Raw genomic sequence first — 14727 nt, 5'->3', positions numbered from 1 at the left:
GAGGCGCCCGTGCGCGCCGCGGTCCTGGGCTCGCCGGTGGCCCATTCGCTCTCACCGGTCCTGCACACCGCCGCCTACGCGGCGATGGGTCTGGACGACTGGTCCTACGGCCGGTACGAGTGTGACGAGGAGGGGCTGGCGCCCTTCCTCAAGGAACTCGACGAGACGTGGGCCGGCCTGTCGCTGACCATGCCGCTCAAGCGCCGGGCCCTGGACCTGGCCGACAGGGTCGGCGACCTGGCCCGCCGGGTGGGCGGGGCCAACACCCTCGTCCGTGTCGACGGCGGGTGGCACGCCCACAACACCGACGTCGAGGGTGTGGCCACCGCGCTCGCCGAGGCCGGGATCGGCTCACCGCGCGAGGCGGTCATCCTGGGCGCGGGAGCCACGGCGGCCTCCGCGCTCGCGGCACTGCTCCGGCTGGGCCTCACCTCGGCCGTCACGGTCCTGGCCCGCGACACGTCCCGCACGGGCGAGGTCACCGCCGCGGCGGAGCGGCTCGGGCACCCCGTGCGGGTCGCGCCGCTCACCGAGATCGGCGCCCACCTGGACGTGGACCTGGTCGTGTCGTCCCTGCCCTCGGGCGCGGCCGACCGCCACGCCGACCTCCTGGCCGCCTCGCGCGCCGACCTGTTCGACGTCGTCTACTCGCCGTGGCCCACCGCCGCCGCGAGCGCGGTGGCCGAGCGCGGCGGTCGTGTGGTCGGCGGGTTCCCGATGCTCCTGCACCAGGCGGTCGCCCAGGTCCGGTTGATGACCGGGATCGCCGACGTTCCGGTCGCGGCCATGCGCGCGGCGGGTGAGGCGGAACTGGACCGCCGCGCGGGCGCCGACGCCACGTGACCGAGCACCCCGGGTGTGGTGCTAGAGTGGTGCGGTATCGACTTGGTCCGGTGTGCGCGCACACCGGAACCGCAAGCGGAGAATGATCCTCCCACCTGCCGGGCTCGGCCCGTGTGGGTTCCGGTCCGATGAACGGGCAGCCGCGTCGTGCTGGCCAGTGGTCCCCCAGGGGATCCGGCGCACACGCGTGTCCGCCGTCGGGAACATCGGTCGGATCGCCCCGCTTGCACATGCTGGCGGGGTTTTCGCTTTTCGGGGACCCCGACGCGGCCGGGAGGCCCGACGGGTTCGGGAGCCCCGGTCGAACAGGCCGTCCTCCTCCCGGCGGACGGCCGGTCCCAGGTAATCCGAGAAAGCTAGGGAGGGGTCTCATCAGCGCCGAGCCCCGCATCAATGACCGCATCCGGGTGCCCGAGGTCCGTCTTGTCGGACCCAACGGTGAGCAGGTCGGCATCGTCTCCGTGCAGGACGCGCTGCGTCTGGCGCAGGAGTCCGACCTCGATCTCGTCGAGGTCGCGCCGACCGCCCGCCCGCCGGTCGCCAAGCTGATGGACTACGGCAAGTTCAAGTACGAGTCCGCGGTGAAGGCGCGCGAGTCGCGCAAGAACCAGTCGAACACGATCATCAAGGAGATCAAGCTCCGCCCGAAGATCGATCCGCACGACTACGAGACCAAGAAGGGTCACGTCGTCCGGTTCCTCAAGAGCGGGGACAAGGTCAAGGTGACGATCATGTTCCGCGGGCGCGAGCAGTCCCGGCCCGAACTCGGCCGTCGACTGCTGGCGCGGCTGGCCGAGGACGTCCAGGATCTTGGCACGGTCGAGTCCCAGCCCAAGCAGGACGGCCGCAACATGGTCATGGTGATCGGCCCGCACAAGCGGCGGTCCGAGCACAAGGCCGAGGCCCGTGCAGCGGCGGGGGACAGGACCCGCCGCCAGCAGCGCGAACAGGCGTAGCGGCGTCAGGGGAAGTCCCCCACCGCCCGGTCGCCGTGTGAACGGAAGCCGGGTGGTGGGGTGGGCTGTGCGCGAACGGCCCGGACGCGTCGGTCGGACGCGCGCTGGGAGCCCGCCATAGCAGCGGAAGAACCGCGTCACCAGCCCACCGCTGGTGGCGCGCCGACGGAGTAGGAGACGACGGCGACATGCCGAAGAACAAGTCCCACAGTGGAGCCAAGGACCGCTTCAAGGTCACCGGTTCCGGCAAGATCATGCGCCGCCGTGCCAACAAGAACCACATCCTTGAGCACAAGACCTCCAAGCGCAAGCGCAAGCTGAGCAACGAGGCCGTGCTTGCCCCCGCCGACACCAAGAGCATCAAGAAGCTCCTCGGCAAGTAGGCCGAACCCTTCTCCTCCCGTTCGGGAGTGCCCACGCGCCCGGCGCGGTGACGGCACCCGGAGGAGAGCAACCTGAAGCGATCACGGTCGCCGGGCTCGTCTGAGCCGGGCCGCCTCCGTGCGCCGTGCGCGCCGGAAGAGACAACGAGGGAGTCACAGTGGCACGCGTGAAGCGGGCTCTCAACGCCAAGAAGAAGCGCAAGGTCATCCTCGACCGCGCCAGTGGTTACCGCGGTCAGCGCTCGCGCCTGTACCGCAAGGCCAAGGAGCAGATGCTCCACTCGATGACCTACTCCTACCGGGACCGCAAGGACCGGAAGGGGCAGTTCCGTCGTCTGTGGATCCAGCGCATCAACGCCGCCTCCCGCGCCAACGGCCTCACCTACAACCGCCTCATGCAGGGCCTGAAGCTGGCCGGCATCGAGGTCGACCGTCGCATGCTGGCCGAGCTGGCCGTCAACGACGAGGCCGCGTTCGCCGCCCTGGTGGAGAAGGCCAAGCAGGCCCTCCCCGCCTCTGCCGCGGCCTGACGCCCTCGGGAGACGACGCGATGGCGAGCCACGAGTTCACGAGTATCCGTTCACCCAGGATCAAGGGGGTTCGGCGGCTCGCCAAGCGCACCTTCCGCCAACGCGAGCGGCGCTTCCTGGCGGAGGGACCACAGGCGGTCCGGGAGGCCCTGGCCGCCGCGGCCGATGAGAGCCGGTCCCCGGAGGGGGCCGGTGCCGGGGTGGTCGAGGTCTTCGCCACGGCGGAGGCCATGCAGCGCCACCTCACGCTGGTGGACACCGCCCGTGAGGCCGGGGTCCCCACCCACCGGGTCAGTCTCGACGTGATGTCGGAGCTGGCCCAGACCGTGACCCCCCAGGGGATCATCGCGGTCTGCGAGTTCGTCGACGTGCCCCTCGACCGGGTCGGCGACGTCCGTCTGGCGGTCGTGCTCTCCCACGTGCGCGACCCCGGCAACGCGGGCACCGTCCTGCGGACCGCCGACGCGGCGGGGGCCGACGTCGTGATCTTCACCGACGCCTCCGTCGACCCCTACAACGGCAAGTGCGTGCGCGCATCCGCCGGGAGCCTGTTCCATCTGCCGGTGGTTGTCGGCGTCCCCGTCGCCCGGGCCGTGGACTTCCTGCGCGAACGCGGGGCCGTGGTGTGGGCCGCCGACGGCGGCGGCCCCCGCGACCTGCACGAGGTCGCTGACGGCGGTGACCTCGACGGCCCTGTCGGATGGGTCTTCGGCAACGAGGCCTGGGGGTTGCCCGAGGAGACGGTGCGCCTCACCGACGGAGCGGTCAGCGTTCCGATCTACGGCGGGGCCGAAAGCCTGAATCTGGCCACGGCCGCGGCGGTCTGCCTCTACACCACCGCCCGTCAGCAGCGGCGATCCCCGAGCGTGGACGCCTGACCCGGTCCCGCCCCACCGGAGAGGGCGCGCCCTCACTCTCCGTGGCACCCGGCGTCCGAGCGGGCCGGGCACAACCTGCCGCTGGTCGTGCGTTCGACCTCAAACGCACATCCTCAGGCGGCCGGTACCGATAAGGTCGTTCTCGGGCCACGGAGGACCATGCGGATTCCGCGTAGGCGGTCGCGCGCCCACCCGCCTCACGGGTCGGGGCTGGGGTGGACCGTCGTCGCCGGGCAGGCTTGACGACACGGTGTGAGCACGCGCCGCGCCGTGTGGACGGAGGATCCCCGTCCACGGAGGGCGGGCGCTCGGGGAGTGCTTGTACGCTCGTCTACCGCTGGACGTCCCGATCCCGGTCCACAAGGCGTACCAGGTCGGAGTGCAGGGTAGACAACCTGCGGTGGTGCCCGCGGACGTGGGGCGGACGCCACCGGTCAGCGGTTCTCGGCCCGGCGCACGTGCGGTCGTGGATCTTCAAGGGGAGCGGGGAGAGGCGTGGGCAGCGGCCGGCAGGCGGGTCACCCGGCGGAGGACTCAGACGGTGGGACCGGGCACGCCATGGGAGACCCCGTTCGGGGGGCCGAACCAGCTACCGACATTCCCTCTGAACCGGAGAATACGCGCGATTCGGGCGTTCGTTTCACAACCGTCACGGAAGCAGGCGACACCGCCCTCTGGGACGTCGACGGCGCCTCCGGAGGACCTGGTGGCGCCCCCCTGCACGCCGACGACCTCCCCGACGGGGTGGTGGTCGCCGACGCGGGCGGCCGTGTCGTCCTGTTCAACGCCCAAGCCTCCCATCTGACCGGTATCCCGGCTCGCTCCGCCCTCGGCCGCGACTTCCGGGAGGCCCTCGCCCTCGTCGGCCCCGACGGCCACGACTGGTGGGAGGCCAGCGACCCCTACGGCGGTGATCGCGACCGCGTCCGACAGGCCGAACGCGCCCTCTACCTCCCCGACGACCGTGAGATCCTCGTGGCCGCCCGCTACGTGCGCGCCCGGCCCGGCGGTGACCTGGTCCGCCTGGTCATCACGCTCAGGGACGCCGCCACCAGCGCCGACCGCAGCCGCGCCGACCTCGTCTCGGAGGTCGCCCACGAACTGCGCTCCCCCCTGACCAGCGTCAAGGGGTTCACCTCCACCCTGCTGACCAAGTGGGAACGGCTCACCGACAAGCAGAAGCTGTTCATGCTGGAGACGGTCAACGCCGACGCCGACCGCGTCACCCGCCTCATCCACGACCTTCTCGACGTTTCCCGGATCGAGTCCGGCCGTCTGGAGGTACGCCGCCAGGTCGTCGACCTTCCCGACGCCGTGCGCCGTGTCGTCGCCGGACGCGTGGCCGCCGGGGAGCCGGAGGAGCGCTTCCGCGTCGAGACCCGGGGCGAACTCCCGCAGATGTGGCTCGACTCCGACAAGATCGGCCAGATCCTGTCGAACCTGGTGGAAAACGGGGTGCGGCACGGCGCTGGTACTGTCAGTATCGTGATCGAGCCGTGCGAGGGAGGAACAGCGGTGTCGGTGCGCGACGAGGGCCAGGGCATCGCGCCCGAGACCATTCCGCGCGTCTTCCGTCAGTTCTGGCGCAGCAAGCACCGGAGCGGGACCGGCCTCGGGCTGTTCATCGTCAAGGGTCTCGTCGAGGCCCACGGCGGCACGATCACCGTCGGGCGCGCCCCCAGCGGCGGCGCCGAGTTCCGATTTACCATGCCCGCCGGGACCCCCGAGTTCGTCTGAGACCTCAGACCTTCGGCCCCGGTGGGCGTCTCAGCGTGCCCGGGCCGCGGCGGTGGACCCGTCACCCGGGCCGCCCGCAACCCGCCTGTGCTTGTCCTGTCGGCTTCGTCCGCCCCCGGGGGCGGACCGTGACTGCCGCCCACCCCCGTCGCGGGGCCCGGCGGCGAGGCAACCAACCATGTCTGCACCGAACAATTCCTTCGACCCCGTCGAGGTGACCCCCCTGCACCCCGACGAGGTCGCCCGTATGCGTGAGGAGGCTCTGGCCGCCATCGAGGCCGCCGGAGACCTCGCCGAACTCAAGGAGGTCCGGCTCGCGCACGCCTCCGACCGCTCGCCGCTGGCGCTCGCCAACCGGGAGATCGGCGCGCTGCCCCCGGCCGCCAAGGCCGACGCGGGCAAGCGCGTCGGCGGCGCCCGCCGCGACGTGGGCCAGGCACTCAAGGCCCGCCAGGCGGTCCTCGAGGCCGAGCGCGACGAGCGTGTCCTCGTCGAGGAGCGGGTCGACGTCACCCTGCCCTGGGACCGCGCGCCGCGCGGGGCCCGGCACCCGCTGACCACCGTCGCCGAGCGGATGGCCGACATCTTCGTCGGCATGGGCTTCGAGGTCGCCGAGGGGCCGGAGATCGAGGCGGAGTGGTTCAACTTCGACGCCCTCAACTTCCTGCCCGACCACCCGGCCCGCACCATGCAGGACACGTTCTTCGTCGAGAGCCCCGACGGGGGCGAGACCGGCCTGGTCATGCGCACCCACACCTCCCCGGTCCAGGTGCGTGCCCTGCTCTCGCGCGAGCTGCCCGTCTACGTGGTCGCGCCCGGCAAGACCTTCCGCACCGACGAGCTCGACGCCACGCACAGTCCCGTCTTCCACCAGCTGGAGGGCCTGGTCGTGGACAGGGGCATCACCCTGGCACACCTGCGCGGCGCCATCGACGCCTTCGTGCACGGCATGTTCGGCGAGGGCCTGCGGACCCGGTTCCGTGCCTCCTACTTCCCCTTCACCGAGCCGTCCGCCGAGGTGGACATGGAGTGCTTCGCGTGCCGCGGCGCGTCCGTGGGCGACCCGGAGGCGCCGTGCCGCACCTGCTCCAGCGAGGGGTGGATCGAGATCGGCGGCTGCGGCGTGGTCAATCCGCGCGTGCTCACCGCCGCCGGGGTGGACCCCGAGGTCTACAGCGGCTGGGCCTTCGGCCTGGGAATCGAACGGACACTGATGTTCGCGCACGGGGTGCGCGACATGCACGACATGGTCGAGGGCGACGTCCGCTTCACCTCGGCGTTCGGGAGTGAGAACTGATGCGCGTCCCCATGACCTGGCTGCGGGAGTACGTCGACCTGCCGTCCGACGTCACCGCCCGCGACCTCGCCGCCAAGCTGACCCTGGCCGGGCTGGAGGTCGAGACCGTCGACGAGCTCGGCTCCGACATCAGCGGCCCGATCGTCGTCGGCCGCGTGCTGGAGATCGAGGAGCTCGCCGGCTTCAAGAAGCCCATCCGGTTCTGCCGGGTGGACGTCGGGCCGGCCAACGGCACCGGAGAGCCGCAGGAGATCGTCTGCGGCGCCCGCAACTTCGTCGAGGGCGACCTCGTCGTCGTGTCGCTGCCCGGCGCGGTGCTGCCCGGAGGGTTCAGCATCGGCGCCCGCAAGACCTACGGCCGCATGTCGGCGGGCATGATCTGCTCCACCCCCGAGCTGGGGCTGTGGGAGGACCCGGACGGCATCATCGTCCTGCCCGAGGGCTTCGGCGAGCCCGGCGCGGACGCCATCGGTCCGCTCGGCCTGCGCGAGGACGTCCTCGACATCGCCGTCACCCCGGACCGCGGCTACGCCCTGTCCATGCGCGGCGTGGCTCGCGATGCCGCCGCCCTGTACGGGGTGGACTTCCGCGACCCCGCCGCCGTCGACGTCGCCGTGCCCACCGGTGAGGGCCACCCGGCCGAGGTCGACCCGAAGGTGTGCGACAGCTACGTCCTGCGCGGCGCCACCGGTTTCGACCCCCAGGCGCCCACTCCGATGTGGATGCGCCGCCGCCTGCACCAGAGCGGTGTGCGTCCGATCTCCCTGGCGGTCGACGTCACCAACTACGTGATGCTCGAACTCGGACAGCCGCTGCACGCCTGGGATCGCGGTCGCCTCAAGGGCGCCCTGAGCGTGCGTCCCGCCGCGCAGGGGGAGAAGCTGGAGACCCTGGACCACGTCCAGCGGGCCCTGGACTCCGACGACATCGTCATCGCCGATCCGACCGGTCCGGTCAACATCGCGGGCGTCATGGGCGGGCTGTCCACGGAGATCTCCCTGACCACCACCGAGGTGCTCGTGGAGGCCGCGCACTTCGAGGCGATGCACATCGCGCGGACCTCGCGCCGCCACCAGCTGTCCTCGGAGTCCTCCCGCCGCTTCGAACGCGGTATCGACTCCGCCGTCCAGCTGGCCGCCGCCACCCGTGCGGTCGGGCTCCTCGCCGAGCTGGGCGGTGCCACCGTCGAGAACGCCTACACCCACGTCGACCAGACCACGCCCCGCGAGCCGATCCGCGCCGACGCCGCCCACGCGGGCGCCGTCGCCGGGGTCGACTACCCCGAGGGCACCACGGAGAAGTGGTTGCGCCTCCTGGGCTGCTCCATCGAGGCCGACGGCGGCACCCTGGCGGTCACCCCGCCCACCTGGCGGCCCGACCTGACCGACCCCAACGACCTGGCCGAGGAGGTCATCCGGCTCGAGGGCTACGAGAACATCCCCTCGGTTCCGCCGCGAGCCCCCTCCGGGCGCGGGCTGACCGCCGGCCAGCGACTGCGCCGCGCGGTCGGGCGGACCCTGGCCGCCACCGGGTACAACGAGGTGCTCAGCTACCCCTTCGTGGGTGAACGTGACCTCGACGGGCTCCAGCTGGAGGCCGATGACGCCCGCAGGGTGGGCCTGCGCCTGGCCAACCCCCTCAACGACGAGGAGCCGCTACTGCGCACCACGCTGCTGCCGGGCCTGTTCAAGGCCCTGGCGCGCAACGTGGGCCGAGGTTTCCCCGACGTCGCGCTCTTCGAAATGGGCCTGGTGTACCGCCCCAAGCCCGGATCGACCCGCGCGCCGCTGCTGCCGGTGGACCGGGGGCCCAGCGCCGAGGAGCTCCGCCAGATCGACGCCGCCCTGCCCGACCAACCGCGCCGGGTCGGTGCGGTCCTGGCGGGCGACGCCGAGCGTGCGGGGTGGTGGGGACGGGGCCGCCCGGCCTCCTGGGCCGACGCGATCCAGGTGGCGCGGGACGTCGCCCGGGTCGCCGGAGTCGAGCTGGAGGTCGAGGCCGACCAGCACGCCCCCTGGCACCCCGGCCGCTGCGCGGCGCTCTACACGCGGGTGGACGGTGAGCGCGTGCTCGTCGGCCACGCCGGTGAGCTGCACCCGCGCACGGTCAAGGCGTTCTCCCTGCCCGAGCGCAGCGCGGCCGTCGAGGTCGACCTTGACCGCATCGAGCGGGCCCGCACCGAGACCGTCGCTCCCGAGGTGTCCACCTACCCGGTGGCCACCCAGGACGTCGCCCTCATCGTGGACGAGGCGGTCCCGGCCGGAACGGTCGGCGATGCCCTGGCCGAGGGCGCGGGTCACCTGCTGGAGAGCGTCCGCCTGTTCGACGTCTACACGGGTGAGCAGGTCGGGGAGGGGCGTAAGTCGATCGCCTTCACCCTGCGGTTCCGAGCCGAGGACCGCACGCTGACCGCCGAGGAGACCACCGCCGCGCGCGACGCCGCCGTGGCGACGGCGGCCGAGCGCACGGGGGCGACTCCGCGCGCGTAGGCGGTGTTCTCTTCGGGCCTTCGCCGCGCTTCGGACCGTGTTCGGGCGCCACCCCTGGGGCGATCGCCCCAGAAGACAGGCCGCGGGCCCGGAGAGGTACGGCGGGGCCGGTTCTCCCGGAAGGGGGCGACCGGCCCCGCCGTCGTCGTGTCGGGTGGATGCCGCACACGTGAACCGGGACACCCGGAGCGTGGCGAAACCGTCGGTTCCCGCGGGTCGGATCTGAACTGATTTTCGCCCCGTTTTTCCTGCGTAGAAGGGGTTTTGGTGCTGGTTGCCGAGGGTAGCCCGCATGAAGTTTGGGTTTCGGGGCATGAAGGATCGTTTTGGCTCTTGCTCACTGGTGGGTGGAGAACTTAGCCTGCAAGCACCTGACACACTCTGGGCGCCCAAGTGTGGGTCGGTTCAACCTGAGTTTTCCGCTGCGCTCATGCGCATGACTCGGCTCGGAGGTCGCCATATGACCGAAACGGTTGTCTCGTCCGCGCTCGTCCCGAAGGAACACAGGGGGCCCAGTCGCCTCTGGCACACCTTCTGCGACATGAACACCGTGGCCACCGGCCCGGAGTTCGTCGTGGAGCGCGCCGAGGGTGTGTGGCTCTGGGACACGTCCGGCGACCGGTATCTGGACGGGACGTCCAGCCTCTGGTACAGCAACGTCGGGCACGGCCGCACCGAGATCGCGGACGCGGTCCACCGGCAGATCAGCACCCTGGAGGCCTACACCGTCTACGGGGACTTCACCAACCGGCCCGCCTGGGAGCTGAGCGAACGGCTGGCCGCGCACGCGCCGGTCGACGACCCGAAGGTCATCTTGACCTGCGGGGGAGGCGAGTCGATCGACACCGCCGCCAAGCTGGCCCGTCGTTACTGGGGGGTCCTCGGGCAACCGCAGCGCACCCACCTCATCAGCCGCACCGGTGGCTACCACGGACTGCACGGCTTCGGGACCAGCATCATCGGCATGGAGCGCTTCCGCACCGGCTACGGTCCGCTCGTCGAGGACACCTCCGTGGTCCCGTACGACTCCGCGGACGCTCTGGAGGCGGAGATCCTGCGCGTGGGGCCGGAGCGGGTGGCGGCCTTCTTCGCCGAACCGGTCATCGGGGCCGGCGGCGTGTTCGCGCCGCCGGAGGGCTACTTCGCCGAGGTGGCGAGTGTCTGTCGCAGGTACGGAGTACTGTTCGTCGTCGACAGCGTCATCTGCGGCTTCGGCCGGATGGGTAACTGGTTCGGCATCGAGCGCTTCGGTGTCAGCCCGGACATGATCGTGTTCGCCAAGGGTGTCTCCAGCGGGTACCTGCCCCTCGGCGGGGTGGTGGTCAGCGGGCGGGTGGCCGATCCGTTCTGGAACGAACCGGGTCACCCGTTCATGCACGGCACCACCTACGCCGGGCACCCCGCGTGCTGTGCCGCGGCCATGGCCAACCTGGACATCCTGGAGCGCGAGGACCTGTTCACGGTGTCGCTGGAGGTCGAGCGCCACCTCGACAGCGCGCTGCGCACCCTGAGCGGCCACCCGCTGGTGGCCGAGGTCCGGTCGGGCGTGGGTGTCATGGGCGCCGTGGAACTCACCGAGGAGGCGCTCACCGAACGGGGGATCACCACGGCGGAGGTGTTCGCCGAGGCGCGCTCCCGCGGGGTCATCCTGCGGCCGGTACCCCGGGCGCTGCTCGTCTCGCCGCCCCTCGTCATCACGTGGGAGCAGATCGACCACATGGTCTCCACTCTCACGGCCGCCCTGGACGCGGTGGCCGCGAGGCACTGAGGGATCGTGTCCCTGCCGTGCCCCGAAGACGGCAGGGACACGATCAAGGACGAACCCCGCACCGGCCCCTCCTCTCCACCCTCTCCGCCGCCTCTGGAATATCCGATCCGATGCGTATCGTCACGCTTCGGGTGCGACGCCGGGAACGTGCTGGCCTCTATCTCCACCATCGAGTAATATTTTCTGGGAAGATATTTCTTGAGGGTGGGAAGCGTCGGAGCCCACCCGCGGACGACGGGGGAGCGCGGGACATGACGGCACGGACGGCAGACGGCTCAGCGGGTGTGGGCTCCGGGGTGCCCAGCGACGATGACCTCATCACCGCCTGGGGGCTGCTCCACGAGGCGATGAACGCGCTCCAGCCCAAACTGCTCGGCGGGGTGACACCGGACGGCAGGGACATGGCGGGCCCCTGGTTCGAGGTGCTCATCCGCCTCCAGCGGACCCCCGGCCACCGGCTGCCCATGAGTCGCCTCGCACGTGAGGTCAGCCTGAGCACGGGCGGTTTCACCAAGCTCGCCGATCGATTGGAGCGCGAGGGCTACCTGGAGCGGGCGGCCTGTGACTCCGACCGCCGGGTCGTGTACGCGACCCTCACCGACGCCGGACTGGCCTTCATCGACCAGGTGCGCGTCAAGCACGTTGAACGGCTCCGCGAGCACGTCCTGGACCCGCTCGGCGCTGACGGAGTTCGACAACTGGCCTCGCTGGCGCGTACTCTCCGTGACAGTGCGTGCCGTTGACGGGATCCTCGGCTCGGACGCTGTGTAGTCGTTTTCCTCCGACCTCCCCACGCCGATCCGCCCGAACGTGTCGAAAACATCCCACGCGCCTTCGTTCCCGTGTAGGTTGGCGGGAGTTCTGGGGTCCCACGCGGGGTGGGCCGTGGGCGATGAGGTTCCGGGGGGAATGATGAGACTTTTCACCACAGCCGCGCAGATGAGGCCGATTCCCCGATCCTCGCGCTTTTGCAACGGCGCCGTCTCGTTCTGGTTCCGCGAGTCCGGGCTGCCCGAGCGCAGGGCGGCCCTGCCCGGCGACGCGGACTACGACGTCTGCGTCGTCGGCGCAGGTTACACGGGGTTGTGGACCGCCTACTACCTCAAGAAGGCCCAGCCGGACCTGCGGGTCGCGATCGTCGAGCGCGAGTTCGCCGGATTCGGAGCCTCCGGGCGCAACGGAGGGTGGCTGTCGGCTGAGTTCGCCGGCTCCCGTGAACGTTACGCGCAGTCACACGGCAAGGCCGCCATGATCGCCCTGCAGCGCGCGATGATGGCGACGGTCGACGAGGTCGCCTCCGTGGCCGAGGCCGAGGGGATCGAGGCCGACATCGTCAAGGGCGGCATGCGCCTGGTCGCCACCAACGCCGCCCAGCGCGACCGCCTGGTCGAGGAGATCGACTACCTCCAGGAGTGGGGCTACTGGCCCGACGACATCCACGTGCTGGAGCCCGAGCACGAGCCCCGGCTGGCCGTCCACGGCGCCGTGGCCTCCGCCTACTCCCCGCACGCGGCCCGCGTCCAGCCCGCCAAACTCGTCACGGGCCTGGCCCGTGTGGTCGAGTCCCTGGGCGTGGACATCTTCGAGGGCACCTCCGTGGAGGAGATCCGCCCGCGCCGGGACACCGGTCGCCCCGCCGCCGTCACCGACCACGGCACCGTGTACGCCGACCACGTCATCCGCGGCACCGAGGGGTTCACCTCCACTCTGCGCGGTCAGCGCCGCGAGTGGCTGCCGATGAACTCCTCGATGATCGCCACCGAGCCGATCGCCCCCGCCCTGTGGGAGAAGATCGGTTGGAGCGGACGCGAGGTCCTGGGCGACACCGCGCACTCCTACGTCTACGCCCAGCGCACCGCCGACGACCGCATCGCCATCGGCGGCCGGGGTGTGCCCTACCGTTTCGGATCCGCTCAGGACCGGGACGGATCCACCCAGCCGCAGGCGATCGCCGAGCTCTGGCGCGCCCTCACGCGCATGTTCCCCGACGTGGCCGACGTGCCGGTCGAGCACGCCTGGTCCGGAGTGCTCGGTGTGCCGCGCGACTGGTGCCCCACCGTGCACCTGGACACCGAGACCGGCCTGGGCTGGGCGGGCGGTTACGTGGGCAGCGGCGTGGCCACCAGCAACCTCGCTGGGCGGACCCTGCGCGACCTCGTCCTCGGCCGGAGCACCGACCTCACCCGCCTGCCGTGGGTAGGCCACCAGGTCCGCGGCTGGGAACCCGAACCCCTGCGCTGGGTGGGCACGCAGGTGATCTACGGTCTTTACCGCACGGCCGACCGCCGTGAGTCCCGCACCCCCGAGGAGCGCGCCCACACCTCCCGGTTCGCCGGGCTGGCCACCCGCATCGCGGGTCGCTGACCAGTTCTTCGGTTGCCCCGGTCTTTCCCCCGGTGACACGGTGGAGGCACACCGCCGAGGTCTGCGCCGATCTCGAGACCCTCGCGGCGCTGACCCGTCAGGGTGACCCTGGTGCCGACCTCGGTCCGGTGCCTCCACCGGGGGGGTGGAGTGAGCCCGAGGCGCGGGGACCGCGTCGCGTCTCCTGCTCGCCCTCGTGCGGACGAGGCCCGCATCCCTGGCCTCGGAGGCCGTCAAGGGGCGAGAGGAACTCTGCCGGCGGGTTCCGGGGAAACCGACCTCACGCTGGCAGATCGAGGTCACCGAGCAGTCGACGTGCCGGTCCCCTTCGCGTGCGTTACGACCCCGGCCGGAGCGGCCGGGTCTCTTTCGTGTACGTTTGCATAAACTTGCAGAGGCGTGCATGATAGTTCAGTCAGCTTCGAATGGGGGAGCACCATGGGATACACCGCCGCGATCGCCGGAGCCAGCGGATACGCGGGAGGCGAGTTGCTGCGTCTGCTGCTGGGCCACCCGGAGATCGAGATCGGTGCCCTCACGGCCGGAGGCAACGCCGGATCCCCCCTCATCGAGCACCAGCCGCACCTGCGCCCGCTCGCCGACCGCGTACTGGCCCCCACCACCGTGGAGGAGCTGCGCGGCCACGACATCGTCTACCTCGCCCTGCCGCACGGCCAGTCCGCCGACATCGCCCAGCAGTTGGGCGACGACGTCCTGGTCGTCGACTGCGGCGCCGACTTCCGACTGAACGACGCGGCCGCCTGGGAACGCTTCTACGGCACCCCGCACGCGGGCACCTGGCCCTACGGTCTCCCGGAACTGCCCGGGCAGCGGGAACGACTCGCCGGAGCGCGGCGGGTGGCCGTTCCCGGCTGCCACGTCACCGTCGCCACCCTCGCCCTCTTCCCCGGACTGGCGGAACAGCTCGTCGAGCCCGACCTGACCGTCGTCGCCGTCACCGGCACCTCGGGTGCGGGCAAGGCACCCAAGCCGCACCTCGTCGGCAGTGAGATCATGGGGGCCCTGAGCCCCTACGGTGTCGGCGGAACCCACCGCCACAACCCCGAGATCGTGCAGAACCTGACCTCCGTGACCGGCGAACCCGTCCGTTTGTCCTTCACCCCGGTCCTCGCCCCCCTGCCCCGCGGCATCCTCGCCACCTGCACCGCTCCCCTGCGTCCCGGCGTGACCGCCGCGCAGGTCCGCGCCGCCTACGAGACCACCTACGCCGACGAGCCCTTCACCGACCTCCTGCCCGAGGGCACCTGGCCCAGCACCGCCATGACCCTCGCGGCCAACACCACGCTCCTCCAGGTCGCCGTGGATCCCGACGCGAACCGCATGGTCGCCGTCGCCGCCCTGGACAACCTCACCAAGGGCACCGCGGGCGGCGCCGTCCAGAGCACCAACCTCGCCCTCGGCCTGCCCGAGACCACCGGACTGCCGCTCACCGCGGTCGCTCCCTGACACGCCCCAAGACAG

The 14727-nt window shown here is 71.4% G+C and carries 12 protein-coding genes; all 12 read left to right on the top strand.

Going from position 1 to position 14727, the window contains the following annotated elements; genetic code table 11:
* The first annotated feature begins 9 nt into the window (after positions 1-9).
* The 12 genes from KIK06_RS12535 (at position 10) to argC (ending at position 14712) form a co-directional block, all read left to right on the top strand.
* Positions 10-843 (top strand): shikimate dehydrogenase, encoded by an 834-nt coding sequence (locus KIK06_RS12535; RefSeq protein WP_268643272.1) that lies wholly within the window; start codon positions 10-12, stop codon positions 841-843.
* A 371-nt stretch (positions 844-1214) separates the two neighbouring features.
* On the top strand, positions 1215-1799 hold the full coding sequence (gene infC / locus KIK06_RS12530) for a translation initiation factor IF-3 (RefSeq protein WP_083924251.1): 585 nt from the start codon (positions 1215-1217) through the stop codon (positions 1797-1799).
* 188 nt (positions 1800-1987) lie between these two features.
* On the top strand, positions 1988-2182 hold the full coding sequence (gene rpmI, locus KIK06_RS12525; protein WP_017599963.1) for a 50S ribosomal protein L35: 195 nt from the start codon (positions 1988-1990) through the stop codon (positions 2180-2182).
* Between the two features lie 158 nt (positions 2183-2340).
* A complete protein-coding gene (rplT, locus tag KIK06_RS12520; RefSeq protein WP_017599962.1) occupies positions 2341-2712 on the top strand; it encodes a 50S ribosomal protein L20 in 372 nt (123 codons plus the stop codon).
* A gap of 20 nt (positions 2713-2732) precedes the next feature.
* Positions 2733-3590 carry a TrmH family RNA methyltransferase gene (locus KIK06_RS12515; RefSeq protein ID WP_017599961.1) on the top strand — a complete coding sequence of 286 codons (858 nt, stop codon included), beginning with the start codon at positions 2733-2735 and terminating at the stop codon, positions 3588-3590.
* A 495-nt stretch (positions 3591-4085) separates the two neighbouring features.
* Positions 4086-5327, top strand: coding sequence for a sensor histidine kinase (locus KIK06_RS12510; RefSeq protein ID WP_026127850.1), 1242 nt, complete (start codon positions 4086-4088; stop codon positions 5325-5327).
* Positions 5328-5505: 178 nt separating this feature from the next.
* Complete coding sequence (gene pheS / locus KIK06_RS12505) at positions 5506-6624, top strand: phenylalanine--tRNA ligase subunit alpha (RefSeq protein ID WP_017599959.1); 1119 nt, start codon at positions 5506-5508, stop codon at positions 6622-6624.
* A complete protein-coding gene (pheT, locus tag KIK06_RS12500) occupies positions 6624-9113 on the top strand; it encodes a phenylalanine--tRNA ligase subunit beta (protein WP_268643271.1) in 2490 nt (829 codons plus the stop codon). The genes pheS and pheT overlap by 1 nt, the downstream gene beginning before the upstream one ends.
* Before the next feature lie 541 nt (positions 9114-9654).
* Positions 9655-10881, top strand: coding sequence for an aminotransferase family protein (locus tag KIK06_RS12495; RefSeq protein ID WP_026127849.1), 1227 nt, complete (start codon positions 9655-9657; stop codon positions 10879-10881).
* A gap of 251 nt (positions 10882-11132) precedes the next feature.
* Positions 11133-11624 carry a MarR family winged helix-turn-helix transcriptional regulator gene (locus KIK06_RS12490; protein WP_040690199.1) on the top strand — a complete coding sequence of 164 codons (492 nt, stop codon included), beginning with the start codon at positions 11133-11135 and terminating at the stop codon, positions 11622-11624.
* 196 nt (positions 11625-11820) lie between these two features.
* The gene (locus KIK06_RS12485) at positions 11821-13245 is read left to right on the top strand and encodes an NAD(P)/FAD-dependent oxidoreductase (RefSeq protein ID WP_268643270.1); all 1425 of its coding nucleotides are present in this window, start codon (positions 11821-11823) and stop codon (positions 13243-13245) included.
* Positions 13246-13683: 438 nt separating this feature from the next.
* On the top strand, positions 13684-14712 hold the full coding sequence (gene argC, locus KIK06_RS12480) for an N-acetyl-gamma-glutamyl-phosphate reductase (RefSeq protein WP_268643269.1): 1029 nt from the start codon (positions 13684-13686) through the stop codon (positions 14710-14712).
* Positions 14713-14727: the final 15 nt, after the last annotated feature.

The organism is Nocardiopsis sp. EMB25, from assembly GCF_026797795.1.
GTDB lineage: Bacteria > Actinomycetota > Actinomycetes > Streptosporangiales > Streptosporangiaceae > Nocardiopsis > Nocardiopsis lucentensis.
Note: the sequence above shows the minus strand (reverse complement) of the source record. Positions and strands in the feature narration are given on the sequence as shown.

Coding starts and splice junctions, on each gene's coding strand:
- pheS (WP_017599959.1), top strand. CDS start 5,506: ATGTCTGCACCGAACAATTCCTTCGACCCCGTCGAGGTGACCCCCCTG.
- KIK06_RS12485 (WP_268643270.1), top strand. CDS start 11,821: ATGAGGCCGATTCCCCGATCCTCGCGCTTTTGCAACGGCGCCGTCTCG.
- KIK06_RS12495 (WP_026127849.1), top strand. CDS start 9,655: ATGAACACCGTGGCCACCGGCCCGGAGTTCGTCGTGGAGCGCGCCGAG.
- KIK06_RS12490 (WP_040690199.1), top strand. CDS start 11,133: ATGACGGCACGGACGGCAGACGGCTCAGCGGGTGTGGGCTCCGGGGTG.
- argC (WP_268643269.1), top strand. CDS start 13,684: ATGGGATACACCGCCGCGATCGCCGGAGCCAGCGGATACGCGGGAGGC.
- pheT (WP_268643271.1), top strand. CDS start 6,624: ATGCGCGTCCCCATGACCTGGCTGCGGGAGTACGTCGACCTGCCGTCC.
- KIK06_RS12515 (WP_017599961.1), top strand. CDS start 2,733: ATGGCGAGCCACGAGTTCACGAGTATCCGTTCACCCAGGATCAAGGGG.
- rpmI (WP_017599963.1), top strand. CDS start 1,988: ATGCCGAAGAACAAGTCCCACAGTGGAGCCAAGGACCGCTTCAAGGTC.